The sequence below is a fragment of the Burkholderia sp. SCN-KJ genome (assembly GCF_024656005.1).
In the GTDB taxonomy this organism is placed as follows: domain Bacteria; phylum Pseudomonadota; class Gammaproteobacteria; order Burkholderiales; family Burkholderiaceae; genus Burkholderia.
In genome coordinates, this window is record NZ_JANKOG010000030.1 from 24,998 (window position 1) to 49,453 (window position 24,456).

Consider the following 24,456-nt stretch of genomic DNA (forward strand, 5'->3'; position numbering starts at 1 on the left):
TGGCTTGGCTGAGGCTTAGCTGAACATCAGCGCGGTCAGCAGGAAATCGAGGCCGAGTACGGCGAGCGACGCGAACACGACCGTCTTGGTCGTCGCGCGCGACACGCCCTCGGGCGTGGGCTTCGCTTCATACCCTTGAAACAGCGCAATGAAGGTCACGGCGAACCCGAACACGATGCTCTTGATCACGCCGTTGCCGACGTCGGCCCATACCTGGACCCCGCCCTGCATCTGCGACCAGAACGCGCCCGGATCGACGCCGATCAGCACGACCCCGACGAAATAACCGCCGAGCACGCCGACCGCGTTGAAGATCGCGGCGAGCAGCGGCATTGCGATGATGCCGGCCCACAGGCGCGGCGCGATCACCGTCTTGACCGGGTCGACGGCCATCATCTCGAGCGCGGTGAGCTGCTCGCCGGCCTTCATCAGGCCGATCTCGGCCGTCAGCGACGTGCCCGCGCGGCCCGCGAACAGCAGCGCGGTCACGACCGGGCCGAGCTCGCGCACGAGCGACAGCGCGACCAGCAGGCCGAGCGCCTGCTCGGACCCGTAGCGATTCAGCGTGTAGTAGCCCTGCAGGCCGAGCACGAAGCCGACGAACAGGCCCGACACGGCAATGATCACGAACGAATAGTTGCCGAGGAAGTGGATCTGCTTCGTGACCAGCCGCGGCCGGCGCAACAGCGGGAAGAACTCCAGCACGAGGCGCACGAACAGCCGCGTGCCGTAGCCCGCGCGCACGAGGCCGCCGATGACGTAACGTCCGATCGCGCTGATCATGCGCGCCCTCCGCCGAGCCCGAAATCCGCTGCCAGCGGCGGGCTCGTGTAATGAAATTTGAACGGGCCGTCCGGCGCGCCGTCGATGAACTGGCGCACGCTCGGGTCGGTCGATGCGCGCAGGTCGTCGGGCGTACCCTGCGCGAGCACGCCGCCGTTGGCCAGAAAATACACGTAGTCGGCGATCGCGAACGATTCCGGCACGTCGTGCGTGACGAGGATCGACGTCGCGCCGAGCGCCTCGTTCAGCGTGCGGATCAGGTTCGCGGTGATGCCGAGCGAGATCGGATCGAGGCCGGCGAACGGTTCGTCGTACATGATGAGCTGCGGGTCGAGCGCGATCGCGCGCGCGAGTGCGATCCGGCGCGCCATCCCGCCCGACACCTCGGACGGCATCAGGTCGCGCGCGCCGCGCAGGCCGACCGCGTTGAGCTTCATCAGCACCAGATCGCGGATCAGGTCGTCGGGCAGGTCGGTGTGTTCGCGCAGCGCGAACGCGACGTTCTCGAACACGGACATGTCGGTAAACAGCGCGCCGAACTGGAACAGCATGCCCATCTTGCGGCGCAGCGCGTACAGGCCGTCGCGCGTCTGCGCGCCGACGTCGGCGCCGTCGAACAGCACCTGGCCGCGGCGTGCGCGCACCAGCCCGCCGATCAGGCGCAGCACGGTCGTCTTGCCGCAACCCGACCCGCCCATGACGGCGACGACCTGGCCGCGCCCGAAGCGCATGTTCAGGTTCGACAGGACGAGGCGGTCGCCGTAGCCAAAGTCGACGTCGCGAAGTTCCAGCAGGGTCTCGGTAGGAGTGGGGCTCACGGAGCTGACAGTCCTTTTACGCAGAACGCCGAATTATAGGGCCTGCATTGGAATGATGTCGTGACGCCGTTCCGGGCCCTGCGGTCAATGAATGTCAAATTGTCGGGCAAAGCATTGCTGCAATGCAACAATCGCCGCCCGATAATCGTTGGCGCCCGTGATCGCGCTGACCACCGCGACGCTGCCGACGCCCGTCGCCAGCACGTCCGGCAACGCGTCGAGCCCCACGCCGCCGATCGCGACGAGCGGCGCCCGCGCCCCCGCGAAGCGCGCATAGCGGGCAATCCTCGCCAGGCCCTGCGGCGGCGCCGCGACTGCCTTGGTCGCGGTCGCGTAGACGGGACCGAGCGCCAGATAGCTCGGGCGCTCGTGCAAGGCCCGCAACATCTCGTAATAACCGTGGCTCGACAGCCCGAGCCGCAGGCCGGCGCGCGCGATCGCGGCCAGATCGGCCGTTTCCAGATCCTCCTGGCCCAGATGTACGCCGTACGCACCCTCTTCTACTGCGATCTGCCAGTGATCGTTGATGAACACGCGCGCATCGGGATAGCGGCGCCCTGCCGCGACCGCGCGCGCGATTTCCCGGCGCAATGCGTCCGGCTCCGCGCCTTTCACGCGCAGCTGCACGGTCCGCGCGCCGCAATCCAGCACGCGTTCGACCCATTCGGCATCCGGGACAACCGGATACAGGCCCAGTTGCGCGGGGCACGGCGGGAATGCCGGCTCCGGTGCGGCGGCCAGGCCGGCGACACGCGGAAACCGTGCGGCGTCGACCGGCCACGCATCGGCATCGCGGGTTTCGTCGCCGTCGCGCCAGGCCAGCGCGAGCACCAGCGCGTCGATCGGCGCGAAACCGCAGTCGAGGAACGCGGCGAGCGCCGCGATCCAGTCGTCGACGAGCGGATGCGCGGCTTCCAGCGCGTGGCGCACGCCCGCGGCATGCAGCACGGCGCCGCGCTCGTCGAATTCGATCGCGACCGCATCCGGCGATGCGGGGCGCGATGCGGCCGACGCGCGCGCCTGCGCGGCACGGTCGCCGGCCGACACGATCAGCACGTCGCCGTCGGCCGGCACGTCGGGCGCCGCGACGCAGAGCCGCCACGGCGTCGTGCCGGCCGGCCAGTCGCCGAGGCGCGCGCGAATCCGCTCGGCCGCTTCGGCCAGCTCGTCGGCCGGCGGCCAGAAGGCATCGGCAAAGCGCGCGCTCATGCGCCGCCCCCGTCCTGGTGCCAGAACGGCATCCCGACGACCGGCGTGCTCGCATGCGCGGTCTCGCGCGCATCCATCGGCCCGGCGAGGTAGGCCGCACGGCCGGCCTCGACGCCCTGTGCGAACGCGCGCGCCATGATCTCCGGATGGGTGGCCTGCGACACGGCCGTGTTCAGCAGCACGCCGTCGAAACCCCACTCCATCACCTGGCATGCATGCGACGGCACCCCGAGCCCCGCGTCGACGATCAGCGGCACGTCCGGCAGCCGCTCGCGCAGCACGCGCAACCCGTACGGGTTCACGACGCCCTTCCCGGTGCCGATCGGCGCGCCCCACGGCATCAGCGCCTCGCAACCGACGTCGAGCAGGCGCCGGCCGATCACGAGATCCTCGGTGCAGTAAGGCAGCACCTTGAAGCCGTCCTTGACCAGCTGCGCGGCCGCCTCGATCAGCCCGACCGGGTCGGGCTGCAGCGTGTAGTCGTCGCCGATCAGCTCGAGCTTGATCCAGTCGGTGTCGAACACCTCGCGCGCCATGTGCGCGGTCGTCACCGCCTCGGCGACGGTCTGGCAGCCGGCCGTGTTCGGCAGCAGCGGCACCGCGTGACGCTTGAGCAGGTCGAAAAAGCCGGCCTCGGCGGTGCCGCCGGTCATCTGGCGGCGCAGCGCGACCGTCACCATCCCGGGGCGCGACGCGGCGATCGAGTCGGACAGCGACTGCAGCGACGGATAGCGCGACGTGCCGAGCAGCACGCGGCTTGCGAAGGTTACGCCGTACAGCGTCAGCGCGTCGGCGGAAGTGAGGGACGTCATGTCGTTTTCCTGGAAGAGCGGGGGCGAACCGGCGGCGCTCAGCCGCCCGCGACGGGGTGCACCACGTCGAGCTTGTCGCCCGTCGCGAGCGCGCGCGCCGCATGCTGCGTGCGCGCGACGAAATTGCCGTTCAGCGCGACCGCGTACGGCGGACGCGCGCCGTACGCGGCGAGCGCGTCGGCCACCGTCGCGCCGTCGGGCAGCGTCAGCGTCTGTTGGTTGATCTGGATATCCATGAGGCTTGATCGAATTCGGTCGGCGGCGCGCGTCAGGCCGGCTGGCGCGCGTCGTCGCGGTGATGAAGGAGCGTCGGCCAGCGCGCGGCATCGCGCCACGCGGCGAACGCGTCGGCATCGGCGAACCTGCCGCCGAGCGCGGCTTGCGCGAACGCGACCGCCGCATGCGCGACTTCCGGCGCGATCATGAAGCCGTGCCGGTACAGGCCGTTGACGGCAAGCGTCGTCGCGCCGTCCCAGATCACCGTCGGGCGATGGTCGGGCAGCGTCGGGCGGCACTGCGCATTGAGTTCGAGGATGCGCGCCTCGCCGAATGCCGGGTGCACGGAGAACGCCGCGCTCAGCAGTTCGAGCGCCGAGCGCACGCTGACGGGCGACATGTCCTCGCCCTCCACCTCGGTTGCGCCGATCACGTACAGGTCGTCCTGTTTCGGCGCGATGTACAGCGGATAGCGCGGATGCAGCAGCCGCACGGGCCGCGTGAGCCCGATGCCGGGCGCATGCACGCGCGCGACCTCGCCGCGGATGCCGCGCAGCGCGGGCAGCGCGGATTTCGCGCCGAGCCCGCGGCAATCGATCGTGAAATGCGCGTCGGGCCGGTTCGCGTCGTCGATCGTCGCGTGCCAGTGCAGCTCGACGCCGCGTTGCGAGAGGCCCGCCGCGAGCGCGCGCAACGCCTGCCGGTTGTCGAGTTGCCCTTCGCGCGGCAGCATCAGGCCGCGCGCGAAGCGCCCCGCGAGCGCGGGCTCGGCCGCATCGACCTGCGCACCGGCCAGCGCGACGAAGCCGCCGTCGAACAGCTCGGCCGGCGCGTTCGCGCGCACGCGCCGCTCGAACAGCGGCGCCTCGGCACGATCCGCGTGATGCCAGACGACGAGCGTGCCGTGCTGCTGGAAGAAGACCGGTTCGGGCAGTTCCGCGAGCCATTGCGGCCAGCGCGCGAGCGATGCGGCGCCGAGCTCGGTGATCAGCAGCTCGGCACTCGCCGCCTCGGCGAGCGGCGCGAGCATCGCGGCCGCGACCCACGCGGCCGACTGCTCGCCGTCCGGGCCGCCGCGTTCGTACAGTGCGACGCGATGCCCGTCGCCCGCGAGCCGCCACGCGATCAGGCGGCCGACGAGGCCGCCGCCGAGTACCGCGAAATCCGGCCGGGAAGCATGGAGGTTCATCGCGCCCCCTCCCCGCGAACCAGGCGGGCGCATGCGACGGATGTCGACGCGCGCACACCGTCCCGTGCAGACGCACGCGACAGCGGATCGGGAACAGCGCAAAAGACTGAAGATTGAGCGGTCATCATTCCTTCCGTAACGCGCGACGCGCGTACCCAAAAGGACGAAACCGGCAGCAAAGGCCGGCCGGGCGGGACTCGGGCGCTGACCATGTGGGATGGCAGCCAGCGCGGCCCGGCGGGATCAGAAACTTCCCTCGCCGGTATTACCCGGATCGGGTGCGAAGGGTCTTTCTCAGCCTCGCCGCGTTGCCCGGAACTGTCCGTCGGCCGCGCTCGAAGCACCCCTGTTTCGTCGTCGGCCATTAGACCATAAAAGCGGAAAGCGCCGCAAACTGTCCCCTTGCGGCAAATTCGCCGTCGCGCCGCGCCGCTCTGGCACAATGCCCGCAGGCCGGCCGCGCGAGCGGCCGGTTGCCGCGTCACCGCCGGCCTTAAGTGCCGTTTAAGACGCGCGGGCCACCATCCGGACGCCCGCCGTCAGTCGGCACCTCGTCCCGGCATGCCGTATCGCGGCGCGCGTCCGGCTCCGCCCGGCCCGCGCGCCGGCTACTCATCAGGAAGCACATGACCCAATCGATCGATCCCGTCCGCTCCGCCTCCGACGCGCCGCAGGACGAGCGCCCGGTATCCGCATGGAGCCTCATCAAGCCCTACTGGGTGTCGTCCGAATGGAAAGTCGCGTGGGGGCTGCTGGTCACGATCATCGCGATCAACCTCTGCGTGGTCTGGATCAACGTCAAGCTGAACAAGTGGAACGCGCAGTTCTACAACGCGCTGCAGTCGAAGGACGTCCACGACTTCCCGAACCTGCTGATGCAGTTCTCCGCGCTCGCGTTCGGCTTCATCATCCTCGCGGTGTACGGGCGCTACCTGCGCCAGATGCTCGGGTTCCGCTGGCGCCAGTGGCTCACCGACCGGTTTCTCGGCCAGTGGCTCGGCGATCGCGCGTTCTACCGGATCGAACGCGACCGCCTCGCCGACAACCCCGACCAGCGGATCACCGACGACCTCCAGTCGTTCGCGACGACGACGCTCGCGCTGTCGCTCGACCTGCTGTCGACGGTCGTCACGCTCGTGTCGTTCATCACGATCCTGTGGTCGCTTGCCGGCGCGCTGACGCTCTCGCTCGGCGCGACGCCGATCACGATCCCCGGCTACATGGTGTGGGCGGCCGCGCTGTACGCGGTGGTCGGCTCGCTGATCATCCAGAAGGTCGGTCACCCGCTCGTGTCGATCAACTACCAGCAGCAGCGCGTCGAGGCCGACTTCCGCTTCGGGCTGATCCGCGTGCGCGAGAACGCCGAGCAGATCGCGTTCTACGACGGCGAGAAAACCGAGACCGCCAACGCGCAGAGCCTGTTCACGCGCATTCGCGACAACTGGTGGCGCGTGATGAAGTACACGAAGCGCCTCACGTTCGTGCTGAGCTTCTACGGGCAGATCGCGATCATCTTCCCGCTCGTCGTCGCGGCGCCGCGCTATTTCGCCGGCGCGTTCTCGTTCGGCGTGCTGATGCAGATCTCGTCCGCGTTCGGCACCGTCAGCGATTCGTTCTCGTGGTTCATCAACAGTTACTCGACCCTCGTCGAATGGCGCGCCACCGTCAACCGTCTGCGTGAATTCAAGCGCGTGATGGGCACGTCGCATCTGAAGGAAAGCCTGTCGCCCGCGACCGAGCACGGCGGCATCAACCTGCACTACGTCGATGCCGCGAAGCTGTCGACGTCGTCGCTGAAGCTCGCGCTGCCGAACGGCAACGCGCTCGCGAACATCGGCAACGTGACGATCGAACCCGGCTCGCGCTGGCTCGTGATCGGCAAGTCGGGTTCCGGCAAGAGCACGTTCATGCGCGCGCTCGCGGGCCTCTGGCCATTCGGCGACGGCGCGATCGACGCGCCGGTCGGCGCGCGGATGATGTTCGTGCCGCAGACGAGTTACCTGCCGATCGGCACGCTGAAAGCAGCGCTCACGTATCCGGCCGCGCCCGACACGTTCACCGACGACGCGTGCCGCGACGCGCTGCGCGCGTGCCGCCTCGAAGACTACGTCGAGCGCCTCGGCGAGACCGGCCACTGGACGCGCGTGCTTTCGCCGGGCGAACAGCAGCGTCTCGCCGGCGCGCGCGTGCTGCTGCACAAGCCGGACTTCCTGTTCCTCGACGAAGCGACGAGCGCGCTCGACGCCGACAACGAAGCGCGGCTCTATCATCTGTTCGCCGAACGGCTGCCGAAGGCCGCGATCGTCAGCATCGCGCACCGCGAGTCGCTGGCCGCGTTCCACGTCGGCACGATCAACGTCGAACGCGTGAACGACAGCGACAAGGTCGCCGCGTAACCGCTCAACAGAAGGCCGGCGCATGCCGCGCCGGCCTTCTCTTCCGCGTCCTTCCTGCCTTCGCGCCTTCCCGCCCCCCGCCGCCCCGCCTCCCCGCCTCCCCGTCTTCCCGTCTTCCCGCTCCCCCGCCCCCCGTCTTCCCGCTACGCCGGCACGATCGGCACCGACACGATCGGCACATGCGACACGCCGTCGTGCGACAACCGGCTTTCAAATAGCGTCAGCGCGACGAAACGCAGCGCAACCGGCCGCCCAGTCGCGCCGCCGTGCGCAGGCTGCCCGTCCGCGTCGCGCGGCAGCCGCGCGAGCGTGACGTGCGGCCGGAACGGCCGGCGGTCGGCCGGCACGCCCAGCTCGCGCAGCAGCGAGGACAACTCGGCATTCAGCGCCGCACAGGCGGGATCGGGCGCGAGTTCCGCGACGATCAGCCTCGCGCGCGGCAGGCTCGGCCACCATGCAATCCGCTCGACCGGCTGCAACGGCAATGCATGCGCGGCCGCGAGCGCCGGCAGGCGTGCGGCCAGCGCGTCGCAACGCGCGCGTTCGATCGCGCCGATGAACGCGAGCGTCACGTGCAGTTGCGCGGGCAGCGTGCGCCGCGCGCCGCGGGTGACCGGCAGCGCGTGCAGCGCGTCGCGCGACGCCGTATCGGGCATCAGCGCGACGAACGCACGAAGCCGGTCGCCGTTCATGACTCGCGCACCGCCACGCGCACCTCGGCCAACGCTTCGACCGACGCCGCCCGCTGCGGCAGCGGGCCGTGCTCGCCCCACACGTCGGCCGGCAGCACGTGTGCGAGTTCGGGAACGAACGCCTGAAACGTCGAGATTCCGCCCTGCTCGCCCTTGCTGCCGCCCCGTTTCATGCCGAGGAGCCGCGCCTTCAGCTGGATCATCCGGAACCGCAACGTCAACCACGCGCCGGCGCCGAGCAGCAGTGCGATCAGCACGTCATTCCACAACACGCCGTTGGCGGCGTCGATCAACCCATGCACGAATGCCTCCATCCAGAGTCGTTGTAAATGGGGTCGTCATACGCGGCGGCCGTGCGAACGCGGCGAAGACAGCTCTCAATGGTTATTACAAAACCAAAGGCTTCGAAATCGCGAAACATCAACGCCCGATGTGATCAGGTTAGGCGACGCTTCGGGAAGATGCGGGACGCGCAGCGGGGGGAGCGAGCGGCGCATGCATGCGTGGGACTCATGTGTGCCGCGAAGCCACGCACTTCGTCACGCGGAGTGGTTGGCGCGGCGCCAGGTAGCGATCCAGTCCGAAAATGGCGCGGTGGGCGATTCGCGGCCTTTTCGCACCGGAAAACGTTCGCAATAGCGGAACGCCAAATAGAAATCACGATGGAAAACAAAACCCGTCATTGAACCGGCTTTTCATGCCATCCGATTAGTCATGGAAAATTTCTCAAAAAGCGAGCATGCCAAAGCAGAAATTAATGTGGCGAACCGAAGCGGTTTTCCATGATTCCGACTTATCGAGGTCACGGCATTCGCGCACGGAATGGGCCGCCCCGTTGCCGCCACGGGCACCACCTCCCCGTGGCGACACCGAACCGTTCTTATGCTCGTAGCGATTGCGGCGCTCTTTCGGCGACAGCCTGGAAGGCATGAACCGGCGTCCATTGCTGTGCGTGGGTCCCGTTGTAGGGGAATGCCCAGACGAGGTTGTTCGCTTGCAGGCTATCGTAATGGTCGTCGATCACGAGGCCTGTGTTGGCGAGGGACGTAATATATCCCGGGCGAATCGAAATGCTCCAGCGCTGCGACGGCGCCCCCGTGAACGGACGCAGGACCAGCGGCGTTTCGGGCGCGACCTTCCCGTCTGCGAAGTCGACCGCCAGCTTGCCGCCGCCGTTCGAATCGCTGAAATCCAGAATGATGCAACCGTGGGTGGGATCGTAGTCCCACAGGGTCTGCACATTCGGGTCGGTGAAGTAGCGCAGTTGTACCGGGGCATTGGGGCCGATCACGTTGCCGTTGGTATTGTTCTGGGCAACACCGAGGACGCGCGTGGGGTCTTGCGTAAACTGAAACGACATCGATATATACGCCATGATTTTCTCCAAAAAGTATGAAAACCAGACCTTTTTCATGCACCTGAATTAATCAGGCGAAAATCACTATAGGTGGCGATAGACCCCGATTCAATCTCTACCTCAATATATCGTTTGATATTTTTGTTTTTATAAATTGTCGATTTAATTGCTGCTTTATTGATTGCCGGCAGCGCTCGGCCCAATTAAAAAACCGGGCGCCCCTTCGGACGCCCGGCCGTCTGCGAAACCCGCTCGCGCGCTTCAGCTCAGCGCGGCAGTTCCGAATGCCCCATCAGGTACGCGTCGACCGAGCGCGCGCACTGGCGGCCTTCGCGGATCGCCCAGACGACGAGCGACTGGCCGCGACGCATGTCGCCTGCCGCGAACACCTTGTCGACCGACGTGTAGTACGAGCGATCGCCTTCGGTCGCCGCACGCGCGTTGCCGCGTGCATCCTTCGCGACGCCGAATGCCTCGAGCACGGTGGCTGCCGGCTGCGTGAAGCCCATCGCGAGCAGCACCAGGTCGGCCTTCATCTCGAACTCGGAGCCCGGCACTTCCTGCATCTTGCCGTCCTTCCACTCGACGCGCACCGCGATCAGCTTCTCGACCTTGCCGTTCTTGCCTTCGAGACGCTTCGTCGCAACCGCCCAGTCACGCTCGCAGCCTTCCTCGTGCGACGACGACGTGCGCAGCTTGATCGGCCAGTACGGCCACACGAGCGGCTTGTTTTCCTCTTCCGGCGGCTGCGGCAGCAGCTCGAACTGCGTGACCTGCTTCGCGCCGTGACGGTTCGACGTGCCGACGCAGTCCGAACCCGTATCGCCGCCGCCGATCACGATCACGTGCTTGCCCTTCGCGAGCAGCTGGTCGGCGAGCTTGTCGCCCGCGTTCACGCGGTTCTGCTGCGGCAGGAAGTCCATCGCGAAATGCACGCCGGCGAGCTCGCGGCCCGGCACCGGCAGGTCGCGCGGCGTTTCCGAACCGCCCGCGATCACGACCGCGTCGAATTCCTCCTTCAGCGTGTCCGGCGAAATGGTTTCCTTCGCGAGGCTGCCGATCGACTCGGGCAGCGGATCCTTGCCGATGAACACGCTGGTGCGGAACGTCACGCCTTCCGCTTCCATCTGGCGCATGCGGCGATCGATCAGCCACTTCTCGAGCTTGAAGTCGGGGATCCCGTAACGCAGCAGGCCGCCGACGCGATCGTTCTTCTCGAAAACCGTCACGTCGTGGCCGGCACGCGCGAGCTGCTGCGCGGCGGCGAGGCCCGCGGGGCCCGAACCGACGACCGCGACCTTCTTGCCGGTCTTGTGTTCGGCCGGCAGCGGCTTCACCCAGCCTTCAGCCCATGCCTTGTCGATGATCGCGTGCTCGATCGACTTGATGCCGACCGGATCGTTGTTGATCCCGAGCGTGCAGGCTGCCTCGCACGGCGCCGGGCAGATGCGGCCCGTGAACTCGGGGAAGTTGTTGGTCGAATGCAGGACTTCGATCGCCTGCTGCCAGTCCTGGCGGTAAACGAGATCGTTGAAGTCCGGAATGATGTTGTTGACCGGGCAGCCGTTGTTGCAGAACGGGATGCCGCAGTCCATGCAGCGTGCGCCCTGGACCTTCGCGTCCGCGTCGGTCAGCGCCGCGACGAATTCCTTGTAGTGCTTCACGCGCGTGAGCGGTGCTTCGTACGCCTCGTGGCGGCGTTCGAACTCCAGAAAACCGGTTGCCTTGCCCATAAGGTGCTCTTCTGTTCGGTGTATCGGGTGGGGGAGCCGCGCGCGGCCGTCAGGCGCGCGCGGCATTCGCTATGTCGTTCGTCGCTCAGGCGGCCAGCACTTCCTTCGCCGCCTTCTTCGCACCGATCTCGCCCAGCGCGCGCTTGTATTCGTGCGGGAACACCTTCACGAACTGGCGGCGCGCCGCGTCCCAGTTTTCCAGCAGCGACTTCGCGCGCGGCGAACCCGTGAACTGGAAATGACGCTCGACGAGCCCCTTGAGCAGCGCTTCGTCCGTCGTGCCCGCATGCCAGAGCGCGCGGTCAACCGTGCGCTCCTGCTCGGCCTGCTGCAGCACCGGCTCGAGCGCGACCATCGACTTGTTGCACTTCGCCGCGAACGTGCCCTCCGGATCGTAGATGTACGCGAGACCGCCCGACATGCCGGCCGCGAAGTTGCGCCCGGTTTCGCCGAGCACGACGACCGTGCCGCCCGTCATGTATTCGCAACCGTGGTCGCCCGTGCCTTCGACGACCGCCGTCGCGCCCGAGTTGCGCACGCAGAAGCGTTCGCCCGCGACGCCGCGGAAGAACGATTCGCCTTCGATCGCGCCGTACATCACCGTGTTGCCGCAGATGATGTTTTCCTCGGACTTGCCGCGGAAGTCGTTGGTCGGACGGATGATGATCCGACCGCCCGACAGGCCCTTGCCGACGTAGTCGTTGCCGTCGCCGACGAGGTCGAGCGTCACGCCCTTCGCGAGGAACGCGCCGAAGCTCTGGCCGGCCGTGCCCTTCAGCTGGATGTGCACCGCGTCGTCGGCCAGGCCTTCGTGGCCGTGCTTCTTCGCGATCACGCCCGACAGCATCGCGCCGACCGTGCGGTTCACGTTGCGCACCGGCTGGATGAACGACACATGCTCGCCGTTCTCGATCGCAGCCTTCGCCTTCTCGATCAGCACGTGGTCGAGCGCGCGCTCGAGGCCGTGATCCTGCACGTCGACGTGACGCGGCGCGACGTCCTCGCACTCTTCCGGCTGGTAGAACACGCGCGAGAAGTCGAGGCCCTTCGCCTTCCAGTGCTCGATGCCCTTGCGCGTATCGAGCAGGTCGGCGCGACCGATCAGGTCGTCGAACTTCGCGACGCCGAGCTGCGCCATGATCTCGCGCACTTCCTCGGCGACGAAGAAGAAGTAGTTCACGACGTGCTCGGGCTGGCCCTTGAACTTCGCACGCAGCACCGGATCCTGCGTCGCGACGCCGACCGGGCACGTGTTCAGGTGGCACTTGCGCATCATGATGCAGCCTTCGACGACGAGCGGCGCCGTCGCGAAGCCGAATTCGTCCGCGCCGAGCAGCGCGCCGATCACGACGTCGCGGCCCGTCTTCATCTGGCCGTCGGCCTGCACGCGGATGCGGCCGCGCAGGCGGTTCAGCACCAGCGTCTGCTGCGTTTCGGCCAGGCCGAGTTCCCACGGCGTGCCCGCATGCTTGACCGACGACAGCGGCGACGCACCCGTGCCGCCGTCATGGCCGGCGATCACGACGTGATCGGCCTTCGCCTTCGCGACACCGGCCGCGACCGTGCCGACGCCGACTTCCGACACCAGCTTCACCGAGATGCTCGAGCTCGGGTTCACGTTCTTCAGGTCGTGGATCAGCTGCGCCAGATCCTCGATCGAGTAGATATCGTGGTGCGGCGGCGGCGAGATCAGGCCGACGCCCGGCACCGAGTAGCGCAGCTTGCCGATGTATTCGGACACCTTGTGGCCCGGCAGCTGGCCGCCTTCGCCCGGCTTCGCGCCCTGCGCCATCTTGATCTGGATCTGGTCGGCCGATGCCAGGTACTCGGCGGTGACGCCGAAGCGGCCCGACGCGACCTGCTTGATCTTCGAGCGCAGCGAATCGCCGTCCTTCAGCGGAATGTCGCTGACGATCTCGTCGCCGATCACCGACTTCAGCGTCTCGCCCGACTTGATCGGAATGCCGCGCAGTTCGTTGCGGTAGCGCTTCTCGTCCTCGCCGCCTTCGCCGGTGTTCGACTTGCCGCCGATCCGGTTCATCGCGATCGCGAGCGTCGCGTGCGCTTCCGTGCTGATCGAACCGAGCGACATCGCGCCCGTCGCGAAGCGCTTCACGATTTCCTTCGCCGGTTCGACGTTTTCGATCGGGATCGCCTTGGTCGGCTCGACCTTGAACTCGAACAGGCCGCGGAACGTCATGTGACGCTTGGTCTGGTCGTTGATCAGGTGCGCGTATTCCTTGTACGTCTGGTACGAGTTGCTGCGCGTCGCGTGCTGGAGCTTCGCGATCGAGTCCGGCGTCCACATGTGGTCTTCGCCGCGCACGCGATACGCGTACTCGCCGCCCGCGTCGAGCATGTCGCGCAGGACCGGGCTGTCGCCGAACGCATCGCGGTGCAGGCGGATCGCTTCTTCCGCGACTTCGAACAGGCCGATGCCGCCGACCTTCGAGGCCGTGCCCTTGAAGTACTTCTCGACGAGGTCGCTCGACAGGCCGAGCGCTTCGAAGATCTGCGCGCCCGTGTACGACATGTACGTCGAGATGCCCATCTTCGACATCACCTTCTGCAGGCCCTTGCCGACTGCCTTCGTGAAGTTGTAGACGGCCTTCTCCGGCGACAGGTCGCCAGACAGGCCTTCGGCCATCTTCGCGAGCGTTTCCATCGCGAGGTACGGGTGCACGGCTTCCGCGCCGTAGCCCGCGAGCAGCGCGAAGTGGTGCGTCTCGCGTGCGGAGCCCGTCTCGACGACGAGGCCCGTGCTCGTGCGCAGCCCTTGCTGGACGAGGTGCGAGTGGATCGCCGACGTGGCGAGCAGCGCCGGAATCGCGACGTGCTCGGCGTCCGTCTTGCGGTCCGACACGATCAGCATGTTGTAGCCCGACTTGACCGCGTCGACGGCTTCCGCGCACAGCGACGCGAGGCGCGCCTCGATGCCTTCCTTGCCCCACGCGACCGGATAGCAGATGTTCAGTTCGTACGCGCTGAACTTGCCGCCCGTGTACTGGTCGATCGCGCGGATCTTCGCGATGTCCTTGAAGTCGAGCACCGGCTGCGACACTTCGAGACGCATCGGCGGGTTGATGTTGTTCGTGTCGAGCAGGTTCGGCTTCGGGCCGATGAACGACACGAGCGACATCACCATGTTCTCGCGGATCGGGTCGATCGGCGGGTTCGTGACCTGCGCGAACAGCTGCTTGAAGTAGTGATAGAGCGTCTTGTTCTTGTTCGACATCACCGCGAGCGGCGAGTCGTTGCCCATCGAGCCGACGGCCTCTTCGCCCTGCTGCGCCATCGGCGCCATCAGGAACTTCAGGTCTTCCTGCGTATAGCCGAACGCCTGCTGGCGGTCGAGCAGCGCGGCACCCTGCGTGCGGCCGGCCGCGACGTCCTCGGCCTTCGGCTCGATCTCGTCGAGCTTGATGCGCACGGCGTCGATCCAGCTCTTGTACGGCTTCGCGTTCGCGAGGTTGTCCTTGAGCTCCTTGTCGTCGATGATGCGGCCGTGTTCCATGTCGATCAGGAACATCTTGCCCGGCTGCAGGCGCCACTTCTTGACGATCTTCGATTCGGGGATCTGCAGCGTGCCGGCTTCCGACGCCATGATGACGAGGTCGTCATCGGTCACGATGTAGCGCGCCGGGCGCAGGCCGTTACGGTCGAGCGTCGCGCCGATCTGGCGGCCGTCGGTAAACGCGATCGCGGCGGGGCCGTCCCACGGCTCCATCATCGCAGCGTGGTATTCGTAGAACGCGCGGCGATTCTCGTCCATCAGCGTGTGCTGTTCCCACGCTTCCGGGATCATCATCATCACCGCATGCACGAGCGGGTAGCCGGCCATCACCAGCAGTTCGAGACAGTTGTCGAACGATGCGGTGTCCGACTGGCCCGGGTAGATCAGCGGCCACAGCTTCGGCAGGTCGTCGCCGAGCACGTGCGACGCGATCGCGCCGGTACGCGCGTTCAGCCAGTTCACGTTGCCCTTGACGGTGTTGATCTCGCCGTTGTGCGCGATCATCCGGTACGGGTGCGCCAGCTCCCAGGCGGGGAACGTGTTGGTCGAGAAGCGCTGGTGCACGAGCGCGAGCGCCGACACGACGCGCGCGTCCTGCAGGTCGCGGTAGTACACGCCGACCTGGCCCGCGAGCAGCAGCCCCTTGTAGACGATCGTGCGCGCCGACATCGACGGCACGAAGTATTCCTTGCCGTGCTTGAGCTTCAGCGCCTGGATGCGGTGGCTCGCGGTCTTGCGGATTACGTACAGCTTCCGCTCGAGCGCGTCCGTCACCATGATGTCCTTGCCGCGGCCGATGAAGATCTGGCGGATCAGCGGCTCGCTCGCCTTGACCGTCGGCGAGATCGGCATCGTATGGTCGACCGGCACGTCGCGCCAGCCGAGCACGACCTGCCCTTCTGCCCGCACCGTCCGCTCGAGCTCCTGCTCGCACGCGAGACGCGATGCGTTTTCCTTCGGCAGGAAGATCATGCCGACCCCATATTCGCCGGCCGGCGGCAGCGTCACGCCCTGCTTCGACATTTCCTCGCGATAGAACGCGTCCGGAATCTGGATCAGGATGCCGGCGCCGTCGCCCATCAGCGGATCGGCACCGACCGCGCCGCGGTGATCGAGGTTCTCGAGGATCTTCAGACCCTGCTGAATGATCTCGTGGCTCTTCTTGCCCTTGATGTGAGCGACGAAGCCGACGCCGCAGGCGTCGTGTTCGTTTTGCGGGTCGTACAGACCTTGTGCGGCGGGCACCGCGGCGAGCGGCTGCTGGTGGTCGTTCATGGGGACACCGTCGTAAAGGGGCCTCGAGGGCCGTTGAACCATTTTTTGTTGCCGTCGATCCCGCTCCCGACGGGAGACGGCACGGCCGACGGTGGTTGGGCGAGCTTCACCCGGGCCACCGGAATTCGGAATATACGCGACGAATCAAAGGAATAGCAACAAAAACCGCTTGATCGAACCCCATTTAAACCAATGCTCGGATCTGGTGCTGTTTTATTGGGGCCGTATCATTATGGTGCAAAAAGAAGCGGCGCCCGCAGCGCCGCCTCGTGATCCGCCTTTCCCGCGTTACTGCTGGATCGGCGGCGTGTTTTCACGCACCTTTCTGGGGCGCCCGCGCGGCAGCGGCGACACGCGGCGGTTCGCCGTGCGCGCCGCCCACTCGCGGTAGTTCTCGCCGCCGAGCACCCAGCCCTTCAGCGTCGCCTGCTGGAGCTGATCGGCCTGCCGCTCGTCGAGCGGCTGCTCGCACAGCTCCTTGTACGCGCGCTGACGGTCGAACGGCGTGTTGCCGAGCGCCCAGTAGAGCGGATGGTCGGTGATCAGGCTGTCGACGGTGAGCCCGACGTGGTGCCGGTAGCTCGACCAGCGATAGGCGTCGGGCGTCGCGACCAGCTGCGCGCGCACCGGGCTCATCTCGACCACGCGGCTCGCGAGCAGGAAATAGCGCTCGCCTTCGATCACGGTCGCGCGATAGCGGCCTTCCCACAGGGTGCCGCGCCGCGAATAGCGCCGGTTGAAATGCGCGACGTAGCGGCGGCCGACCGCCTGCATCGCCTTCGGCAGGCTCGCCTCGTCGCTCGGCGTCACGAGGAGCTGCACCTGACGCGGCAGCAGCACATAGGCATGCACCGAAAGATGGTGATCGCGTGCCGCGGCCTTCAGACAATCGATGAAGAGTTCGTAGTCCTGGTCGTCGACAAACGCGGGTTGCTGATCCAGGCCGCGCAGTATCACGTGCTGCGGCTGGTCGGGAACGTAGAGTCGTGCTAACCGTGCCATGCTGAATGTCCGTTTGAACGCGTTAGGAAATACCCGAAGGTCCGAAAATGCGCACCTGCGTAGAATGCCTGTCCCGGCGGGGCGCGGAAGCGTACGGTCGTGCGAATCCTAGGGAGAAAGCTCTAACTTGCGAGCTTGTTTGGTTTTAAACGCAGTCGTCATAATGAGCACGCCTTTGATCGGAGGAGACACAATGAAACGAAAACTGGCCATTACGGGGGCCGTAGCGCTCGCATTTGCGGGCGGCACGGCACACGCACAATCCGCAGGTGACTTCTACGTCAGCACCGGCTGGCTGCACTTTTCGCCGCAGGACAGCAGCGACCCGCTGTTCGTGTACGGCGTCGGCGGCACGCCCATCAACCAGTCGATTCCCAACACCGGCGCCGGCATCAACGACGCCGATACGCTCGGTCTCGCAGCGGGCTACTTCGTCACCGACCATATCTCCACCGAGCTCGTCATGGGGATACCGCCGAAGTTCGACATCACCGGCAAGGGTCGGTTCGAAAACTTCGGCGTACTCGGCCGTGCGTACCAGTGGAGCCCCGCCGTATTGCTGCGCTACCACTTCAACGACGCCAACGCGAAGTTCCGTCCGTATGTCGGCGTCGGCGCGACATATACCTGGTTCACCGGCGCAAAGATCACGAACAGCAGCTTCGAGAACGGCGTGCTCGGCGGCCCGACCAGCGCGACGACCAGCAACCAGTGGGCGCCCGTGTTCAACGCCGGCTTCACGTACAGCTTCACGAAACACTGGTTCGGCGGCCTGTCGATCTCGTACATCCCGATCAGCGTGACCGCGACCTTCACGACGGCCCGCCGGACGCCGGTCGGCACCCTGACCGAAACGTCGAAAGCGAAGATCTCGCTCAACCCGATCGTCACGTACCTGAACATCGGCTACCGCTTCTAAGCGTAGTCGAATATTTGGGGAATGGTTAATCCTGCTGCAATTTGTAGCCGATTTTTCGTGACGTAACGTCTCCTCGATGGAAAACGCCCCGGCGGAAACCCGCCGGGGCGTCGTTTTTTTGCCTCAGGGTTTTCCCGCGCCGACCATCGCGCAGGACCGGTCGCTACGCGATGTCGTCCAGCGCATCGGGGGCGATCAGGTCGATCCGGTCCGTGCAGACCGCATCGACGCCCCAGCGCGCGAGTTCGCGCGCCCGGGCGAGGTCGTTGACCGTGTACACCAGGATCCGCAGCCCGGCCGCCTTGATCGCGCGCACGAGCGGTTCGTCGAGCGCCTTGTGGTTTGCGTGCAACGATACGCAACCCAGCGCACCGACGACCTGCGCGTGCCAGTCGTCCGGTACCGCCTCGTACAGCATCCCGCGCGGCAGCGCCGGTGCGCTCGCGCGCGCCTGTTGCAGCGCCTCGAACGAGAACGACGACAAGAGCGGCGGCACCGCCGCGCCATGCCAGTACGCGGCCGCATCGGCCGCGACCCGCTGCCCCGTGTCGCGCTCGCGGCCCGGGCACGGCTTGATCTCGACGTTCGCCGCCAGCCCGTGCGCGACGCAGCGCGCCGCCGCCGCCTCGAGCGTCGGCATCCGCTCGCCCGCGAAACGCGCGTCGAACCAGGCACCGGCGTCGAGCGCGGCCAGCGCCGCATAACGCATGCCCGCCGCCGGGCCGCGGCCGTTCGACGTGCGGTCGACCGTGTCGTCGTGCAGGAGGAACGTCACGTCGTCGGCGGACAGCTTCGCGTCGAACTCGACCATCCGGTGACCGCGCCGCGCGCCCTCGTCGAACGCGGCGAGCGTGTTCTCCGGTGCGAGCGTGCCGCCGCCGCGATGGGCGACGACGCACGGATAGGGCCAGTCGGTACGGGAAGTCATCATGCGCCTCGCAACGGGTTCGTCAGGTTCAGCCGGCCCGCTTGCCGGTCTCGGGATCGAAGAAATGCAGCCGGTGCGCGGGCAGCGCGGCACCCAGCGCCATGCCGCGTGCGGGTCGATCCGCGTGCGGCAGCCGCACCGCGACGTCGTGATTGCCCCAGCGGCCGTGCGCGAGGTTGTCCGCGCCGAGCAGCTCGCACGAGTCGACCGGCAGCGTCGCCTGCGCGACGCCCGGCTGCGGCGTCATGTGCTCCGGCCGCACGCCGAGCACCCAGTCGCGCCCGGTGGCGATCGCGGTGCCGATGCCGGGCGCGCCGGCGACCGGCAGCGCCGGGCCGCCGCCCGCGACCGTAAACGTCGCGCCATCCTCCGACAGCCGGCCGTGCATCAGGTTCATCGCCGGCGAGCCGATGAAGCCCGCGACGAACACCGTCGCCGGCTTCTCGTACACGTCGACCGGCGCGCCGATCTGCTCCGCATAGCCGCGGTTCATCACGATCACGCGCTGCGCGAGCGTCATCGCCTCGATCTGGTCGTGCGTCACGTACACGCTCGTGGTCGCGAGCCGCGCATGCAGCCGCTGGATCTCGAGCCGCATCTGCACGCTCAGCTTCGCGTCGAGGTTCGACAACGGCTCGTCGAACAGGAATACCGACGGCTCGCGCACGATCGCGCGCCCCATCGCGACGCGCTGCCGCTGGCCGCCCGACAGTTCGCGCGGCCGCCGCGCGAGCAGCGGCTCGAGCTCGAGGATCTTCGCGGCGGCAGCCACCCGCGTGTCGATCGTCGCGCGCTCGATGCCGCGGATCTTCAGCCCGTAGCCCATGTTCTGCGCGACCGTCATGTGCGGATACAGCGCGTAGTTCTGGAACACCATCGCGATGTCGCGATCCTTCGGCTCCAGCGCATTCACCACGCGCTCGCCGATCGCGATCTCGCCGTCCGTCACCGTCTCGAGCCCCGCGATCATCCGCAGCAGCGTCGACTTGCCGCAGCCCGACGGGCCGACCAGCACGATGAATTCGCCGTCGGCGATCTCCACGTCGATGCCATGCAGCACGTGCTGCTTGCCGTCGTAGGATTTCCTGACGCCCTTCAAGCTCAGCGCAGCCATACCTTGTCCTTCTCCCGGTTACGTCGGTTATTTTTCGGAATCGACGAGGCCGCGCACGAACCAGCGCTGCATCGCCAGCACGACGACGAGCGGCGGAATCATCGCCAGCAGCGTCGCCGCCATTACGTATTGCCATTCGGTCGCGGCGTCGCCGCTCGCGATCATCGTCTTGATGCCCACCACCGCCGTCGACAGCGACGCCTCCGTCGTGATCAGGATCGGCCACAGATACTGGTTCCAGCCGTAGATAAACGTGATCACGAACAGCGCCGCGATGCTCGTCTTCGACAGCGGCAGCACGACGTCCCGGAAGAAGCGCAGCGGCCCCGCGCCGTCGATGCGCGCGGCGTCCATCAGCTCGTCGGGCAGCGTCATGAAGAACTGGCGGAACAGGAACGTCGCGGTCGCCGATGCGATCAGCGGCAGCGAGAGCCCCGCGTAGGTGTTCGTCATGTGGAGCGTCGACACGACCTGCACGGTCGGGAAGATCCGCACCTCGACCGGCAGCATCAGCGTGATGAAGATCAGCCAGAACGCCGTGTTGCGGAACGGGAAGCGGAAGTAGACGATCGCGTACGCGGACAGGATCGACACCGCGATCTTGCCGACCGCGATCGCGAGCGCCATCACGAAGCTGTTGACGAGCAGCCGGCCGAACGGCGCCGTCGTGCCGCCGCTGCCGTGCCCCCAGATATAGGCGACGTTCTCCAGCAGGTGCGTGCTCGGCACCAATGACAGCGGGATCGTGAACACTTCCTGCGCGTTCATGGTCGCCGCGCAGAACGCGACGTACACCGGGAACACGATCAGCACGACGCCCGCGATCAGCACCGCGTGGCAGAACAGGTCGAAGCCCTTGCGATTTTCGATCATGCGTATTGCACCCTGCGTTCGACGAAGCGGAACTGGATCACCGTCAGGCCGACGACGATGATCATCAGCACGACCGACTGCGCGCCCGAGCTGCCGATGTCGAGCCCCTGGAAGCCTTCGGTGAAGATCTTGTAGATCAGCGTCTTCGTGCTCTGCGCGGGGCCGCCCGCGGTGGCCGCGTCGATCACCGGGAAGGTGTCGAAGAACGCGTAGACGAGGTTCACGACCAGCAGGAAGAAGCTCGTCGGCGACAGCAGCGGCAGCACGATGTGGAAGAAACGCCGCACCGGCCCGGCACCGTCGATCGCCGCCGCCTCGATCAGCGAGCGCGGAATCGCCTGCAGTCCTGCGTAGAAGAACAGGAAGTTGTAGCTCACCTGCTTCCATACCGACGCGAGCACGACGAGAAACATCGCCTGGCCGCCGTTCAGCGCGTGATTCCACACGATGCCGCCCTTCGCGAGCGCATAGGTGACGAGGCCGATGCTCGGGTTGAACAGGAACGCCCACAGCACGGCCGCGATCGTCGGCGCGACCGCATACGGCCAGATCAGCAGCGTGCGGTATACGCGCGCGCCGCGGATCACGCGGTCGGCGCAGGCGGCGAGCAGCAGCGACACGACGAGCCCGCTGACCGTGACGAGCGAGCTGAACACCAGCGTCGTGCGGAACGAGTCGAGGTACAGCGGGTCGGCGAACAGGTGCGTGAAGTTCGCGAAACCGACGAATTCACTCGACGTGCCGAACGCGTCCTGCATCTGCGTCGACTGCCACAGCGCGACGCCGGCCGGCCACAGGAAGAACACGGCGGTGATCGCGAGCTGCGGCGCGATCAGCAGGTACGGCAGCAGGCTCGCGCCGAAACGGGAACGGGATTGCATCGCGGGTGTCCGGAGGCGAAACGGAAAGGGAACCGTGCCGCCGGCCCGCACGCGCGCATACGCGATGCGACGGGCGGCGGCACGAACGCGATGCGGGCTCAGCCGCCCGACTTCTCGAAGCGGCGCAGCAGCTCGTCACCGCGCGACGCCGCCGCATCGAGCGCCTCCTTCGGCGACTTCTTCTCCGCCCAGACCTGCTCCAGCTCTTCGTCGACGACCGTGCGGATCTGCGGCATGTTGCCGAGGCGCAGCCCCTTCGTATACGGCAGCGGCGGCTTGTTCATCATCTGCTTGATCGCGGTTTCCGCGCTCGGGTTCTTCGCATAGAAGCCCTGCTGGCGCGTGAGGTCGTACGCGGCCGTCGTGACCGGCAGGTAGCCGGTTTCCTGGTGCCACTTCGCGGCGATCGGCGGCGAGGCCAGGAACGCGAGGAATTTCGCGACGCCCTTGTAGGTCGCCGGATCCTTGCCGGCCAGCACCCACAGGCTCGCGCCGCCGATGATCGCGTTCTGCGGCGCGCCCTTCACGTTCGCGTCGTACGGCATCATGCCGGTGCCGTAGCTGAACTTCGCGAACTTCTGCACGTTCGCGAGCGCACCCGACGACGTCGTCAGGATCCCGCAGTCGCCGCTGTAGAACTTCGCCGATGCCTCGTCCTTGCGGCCCGCGTACGTGAACGTGCCGTCCTTCTGCATCTGTTGCAGGAACGCGATGTGCGCGATCTGCTGCGGCTTGTTGAATTCGAGCGCCGCGTCGGCGCCGTCGAAGCCGTTGTTGCGGCTCGCGAACGGCAGCGCATGCCACGCGCTGTAGTTCTCGAGCTGGATCCAGCCCTGCCAGCCGGTCGTGAAGCCGCACGTCATCCCGGATTTGCGCAGCTTCTCCGCGGCGGCCTGCACGTCGGCCCACATCTTCGGCGGCTGGTTCGGGTCGAGCCCGGCCTTCTTGAACGCGTCCTTGTTGTAGTACAGCACCGGCGTCGAGCTGTTGAACGGCATCGACACGAGATGGCCCGTCTTCGCGTCGCTGTAGTAGCTCGCGATGGTCGGTACGAACGCCTTTTCGTCGAGCGGCACGCCGGCCTGCTTGAACACGTCGTAGACCGGCACGACGGCCTTCTTCGCCTGCATCATCGTCGCGGTGCCGACTTCATAGACCTGGAGGATCGCCGGCGCGTTGCCGCTGCGATAGGCGGCGATGCCCGCCGCGAGTGCCTGGTCGTACGTGCCCTTGAAGACCGGCACGATCTTGTAGTCGCTCTGCGATGCGTTGAACTGCGTGGCGAGCTCGTTGACGCGCTCACCGAGCGCCGACTCCATCGCATGCCAGAACTGGATCTCCGTCGCGGCGAACGCCGCATGCTGCACACCGAACATGAGCGCGCCGCCCAGCGCGATCGAGCGAACCATTGTCCCCGCGGGCTTCTTCTTCATCGATCTCTCTCCTGTGAAAACGTTACCAACAGCGTGTGCAACATTCCCGTCGCCATTGAACCGGCGAAGTCTAGTGATCGTTTGTGACAGTCAGTTGTCGTTGATGACGAACAGGCGCTGGTATTCCTTCAGCGCGAAGCGGTCGGTCATGCCGGCGATGTAGTGCGCGACGAGGCGCGGCTGCTGCGCTTCATCGTCCGACTGGTACGGCGGCGGCAGCAGGCGCGGATCGTCGATGAACGCGTCGAACAGCCCGGTGACGACGCGCTGCGCCTTGCTCGCCATGCGCATCACCTTGTAGTGGCGATAGAGGTTCTTGAACAGGAAACGCTTGAGGGCGGCCGCCTGCGCGGCGATCGGCTCGCTGTGCGCGACGAGCGGCGGCGCGGCGCGCACGTCGTCGAGCGACGCGGGCGCGACGCGCGCGAGATTGCGCGTGGTCTCGTCGATCAGGTCGACGATCAGCGTGTTGATGATGCGGCGCACCGTCTCGTGCACGAGGCGGCGGCCTTCGAGATGCGGGAATTCGGCAAGCGCCGCGTCGTAGTGGCGCTGCCACAGCTCGACTTCGGCGAGCTGCTCGATCGTGATCAGGCCGGAGCGCAGGCCATCGTCGACGTCGTGGTTGTTGTACGCGATTTCGTCCGCAATGTTCGCGAGCTGCGCTTCCAGCGACGGCTGGCGGCCTTGTAGGAAACGCTCGCCGAGTGCGCCGAGCTTGCGGGCGTTCTCGCGCGAACAGTGCTTGAGGATGCCTTCGCGCGTCTCGAAGCACAGGTTCAGGCCATTGAACGCGCCGTAGTGCTCCTCGAGTTCGTCGACCACCGCCAGGCTCTGCAGGTTGTGCTCGAAGCCGCCGTGCTCGCGCATGCACGCATTCAGCGCGTCCTGCCCGGCATGGCCGAACGGCGTATGACCGAGATCGTGCGCGAGCGAGATCGCTTCGACGAGATCCTCGTTCAGGCGCAGGTTGCGCGCGACCGAACGCGCGATCTGCGCGACTTCGAGGCTGTGCGTGAGGCGGGTGCGAAACAGGTCGCCTTCGTGATTGACGAAGACCTGCGTCTTGTATTCGAGCCGGCGGAACGCGGTCGAATGAACGATGCGGTCGCGGTCGCGCTGGAATTCGGTGCGCGCCGCCGGCGGCGTTTCCTGATGGCGGCGGCCGCGCGACTGCGACGCGTGGGCGGCATACGGAGCGAGATGGGCTTCCAGCGCCGCCAGCGTCGGCGGCTCGGCCAGCGCCGCGACGGATGCGCGGCCGGCTCGGGTCGGTTTGCTGCTGGATGTCTCGCTCACGTCTCCTCCATGT

General features: G+C 66.8%; 19 protein-coding genes, 1 pseudogene and 1 riboswitch. Of the genes and pseudogenes, 2 read left to right on the forward strand and 18 right to left on the reverse strand.

Going from position 1 to position 24,456, the window contains the following annotated elements:
* Nucleotides 1-15 precede the first annotated feature (15 nt).
* From mlaE to NQV17_RS32700, 6 genes are all read right to left on the reverse strand, one after another.
* On the reverse strand, nucleotides 16-783 hold the full coding sequence (gene mlaE, locus NQV17_RS32675) for a lipid asymmetry maintenance ABC transporter permease subunit MlaE (protein ID WP_044845965.1): 768 nt from the start codon (nucleotides 781-783) through the stop codon (nucleotides 16-18).
* Nucleotides 780-1,601, reverse strand: coding sequence for an ABC transporter ATP-binding protein (locus tag NQV17_RS32680; RefSeq protein ID WP_257775425.1), 822 nt, complete (start codon nucleotides 1,599-1,601; stop codon nucleotides 780-782). The genes mlaE and NQV17_RS32680 overlap by 4 nt, the downstream gene beginning before the upstream one ends.
* 84 nt (nucleotides 1,602-1,685) lie before the next feature.
* The gene (thiE, locus tag NQV17_RS32685) at nucleotides 1,686-2,810 is read right to left on the reverse strand and encodes a thiamine phosphate synthase (RefSeq protein WP_257775426.1); all 1,125 of its coding nucleotides are present in this window, start codon (nucleotides 2,808-2,810) and stop codon (nucleotides 1,686-1,688) included.
* Nucleotides 2,807-3,622 (reverse strand): thiazole synthase, encoded by an 816-nt coding sequence (locus NQV17_RS32690; RefSeq protein ID WP_257775427.1) that lies wholly within the window; start codon nucleotides 3,620-3,622, stop codon nucleotides 2,807-2,809. Before NQV17_RS32690 ends, thiE begins: the two co-directional genes overlap by 4 nt.
* Nucleotides 3,623-3,660: 38 nt before the next feature.
* Nucleotides 3,661-3,858 (reverse strand): sulfur carrier protein ThiS, encoded by a 198-nt coding sequence (gene thiS / locus NQV17_RS32695; protein WP_014898319.1) that lies wholly within the window; start codon nucleotides 3,856-3,858, stop codon nucleotides 3,661-3,663.
* A 32-nt stretch (nucleotides 3,859-3,890) separates the two neighbouring features.
* A complete protein-coding gene (locus NQV17_RS32700) occupies nucleotides 3,891-5,027 on the reverse strand; it encodes an FAD-dependent oxidoreductase (RefSeq protein WP_257775428.1) in 1,137 nt (378 codons plus the stop codon).
* Nucleotides 5,028-5,261: 234 nt separating this feature from the next.
* Nucleotides 5,262-5,385: riboswitch (TPP riboswitch) on the reverse strand.
* A 268-nt stretch (nucleotides 5,386-5,653) separates the two neighbouring features.
* Here NQV17_RS32700 and NQV17_RS32705 point away from each other — a divergent pair.
* Nucleotides 5,654-7,423: an ABC transporter ATP-binding protein/permease gene (locus NQV17_RS32705; protein ID WP_044845970.1), complete on the forward strand. Its 1,770-nt coding sequence runs from the start codon at nucleotides 5,654-5,656 to the stop codon at nucleotides 7,421-7,423.
* A gap of 143 nt (nucleotides 7,424-7,566) precedes the next feature.
* Here NQV17_RS32705 and thpR read toward each other — a convergent pair whose 3' ends face one another.
* From thpR to NQV17_RS32735, 6 genes and pseudogenes are all read right to left on the reverse strand, one after another.
* Nucleotides 7,567-8,115, reverse strand: a complete 549-nt coding sequence (gene thpR, locus NQV17_RS32710) for an RNA 2',3'-cyclic phosphodiesterase (RefSeq protein WP_257775429.1) — start codon at nucleotides 8,113-8,115, stop codon at nucleotides 7,567-7,569.
* A gap of 101 nt (nucleotides 8,116-8,216) precedes the next feature.
* Nucleotides 8,217-8,429, reverse strand: a pseudogene (locus NQV17_RS32715) (sodium:alanine symporter family protein); the annotation flags it as partial.
* A 566-nt stretch (nucleotides 8,430-8,995) separates the two neighbouring features.
* A complete protein-coding gene (locus NQV17_RS32720; RefSeq protein ID WP_257775430.1) occupies nucleotides 8,996-9,529 on the reverse strand; it encodes an RICIN domain-containing protein in 534 nt (177 codons plus the stop codon).
* 209 nt (nucleotides 9,530-9,738) lie between these two features.
* A complete protein-coding gene (locus NQV17_RS32725; RefSeq protein WP_044845973.1) occupies nucleotides 9,739-11,205 on the reverse strand; it encodes a glutamate synthase subunit beta in 1,467 nt (488 codons plus the stop codon).
* An 85-nt stretch (nucleotides 11,206-11,290) separates the two neighbouring features.
* Nucleotides 11,291-15,994 carry a glutamate synthase-related protein gene (locus NQV17_RS32730; protein ID WP_257775431.1) on the reverse strand — a complete coding sequence of 1,568 codons (4,704 nt, stop codon included), beginning with the start codon at nucleotides 15,992-15,994 and terminating at the stop codon, nucleotides 11,291-11,293.
* Nucleotides 15,995-16,282: 288 nt separating this feature from the next.
* Nucleotides 16,283-16,996 carry a transposase gene (locus NQV17_RS32735; protein WP_006752972.1) on the reverse strand — a complete coding sequence of 238 codons (714 nt, stop codon included), beginning with the start codon at nucleotides 16,994-16,996 and terminating at the stop codon, nucleotides 16,283-16,285.
* A gap of 193 nt (nucleotides 16,997-17,189) precedes the next feature.
* On the opposite strand from NQV17_RS32735, the gene NQV17_RS32740 reads away from it, so the two are divergent.
* On the forward strand, nucleotides 17,190-17,915 hold the full coding sequence (locus NQV17_RS32740) for an OmpW family protein (protein WP_257775432.1): 726 nt from the start codon (nucleotides 17,190-17,192) through the stop codon (nucleotides 17,913-17,915).
* 163 nt (nucleotides 17,916-18,078) lie between these two features.
* Here the strand turns inward: NQV17_RS32740 and ugpQ are convergent, their stop codons facing one another.
* From ugpQ to NQV17_RS32770, 6 genes are all read right to left on the reverse strand, one after another.
* On the reverse strand, nucleotides 18,079-18,843 hold the full coding sequence (ugpQ, locus tag NQV17_RS32745; protein WP_257775443.1) for a glycerophosphodiester phosphodiesterase: 765 nt from the start codon (nucleotides 18,841-18,843) through the stop codon (nucleotides 18,079-18,081).
* A 28-nt stretch (nucleotides 18,844-18,871) separates the two neighbouring features.
* Nucleotides 18,872-19,957, reverse strand: coding sequence for a sn-glycerol-3-phosphate import ATP-binding protein UgpC (locus tag NQV17_RS32750; RefSeq protein ID WP_257775433.1), 1,086 nt, complete (start codon nucleotides 19,955-19,957; stop codon nucleotides 18,872-18,874).
* Nucleotides 19,958-19,984: 27 nt separating this feature from the next.
* On the reverse strand, nucleotides 19,985-20,830 hold the full coding sequence (gene ugpE / locus NQV17_RS32755; RefSeq protein WP_044845977.1) for a sn-glycerol-3-phosphate ABC transporter permease UgpE: 846 nt from the start codon (nucleotides 20,828-20,830) through the stop codon (nucleotides 19,985-19,987).
* Nucleotides 20,827-21,711, reverse strand: coding sequence for a sn-glycerol-3-phosphate ABC transporter permease UgpA (gene ugpA, locus NQV17_RS32760; protein ID WP_044845978.1), 885 nt, complete (start codon nucleotides 21,709-21,711; stop codon nucleotides 20,827-20,829). The genes ugpE and ugpA overlap by 4 nt, the downstream gene beginning before the upstream one ends.
* Before the next feature lie 98 nt (nucleotides 21,712-21,809).
* Nucleotides 21,810-23,144, reverse strand: a complete 1,335-nt coding sequence (gene ugpB / locus NQV17_RS32765; protein ID WP_257775434.1) for a sn-glycerol-3-phosphate ABC transporter substrate-binding protein UgpB — start codon at nucleotides 23,142-23,144, stop codon at nucleotides 21,810-21,812.
* 90 nt (nucleotides 23,145-23,234) lie between these two features.
* On the reverse strand, nucleotides 23,235-24,443 hold the full coding sequence (locus NQV17_RS32770; RefSeq protein WP_257775435.1) for a deoxyguanosinetriphosphate triphosphohydrolase: 1,209 nt from the start codon (nucleotides 24,441-24,443) through the stop codon (nucleotides 23,235-23,237).
* Between the last annotated feature and the right edge of the window lie 13 nt (nucleotides 24,444-24,456).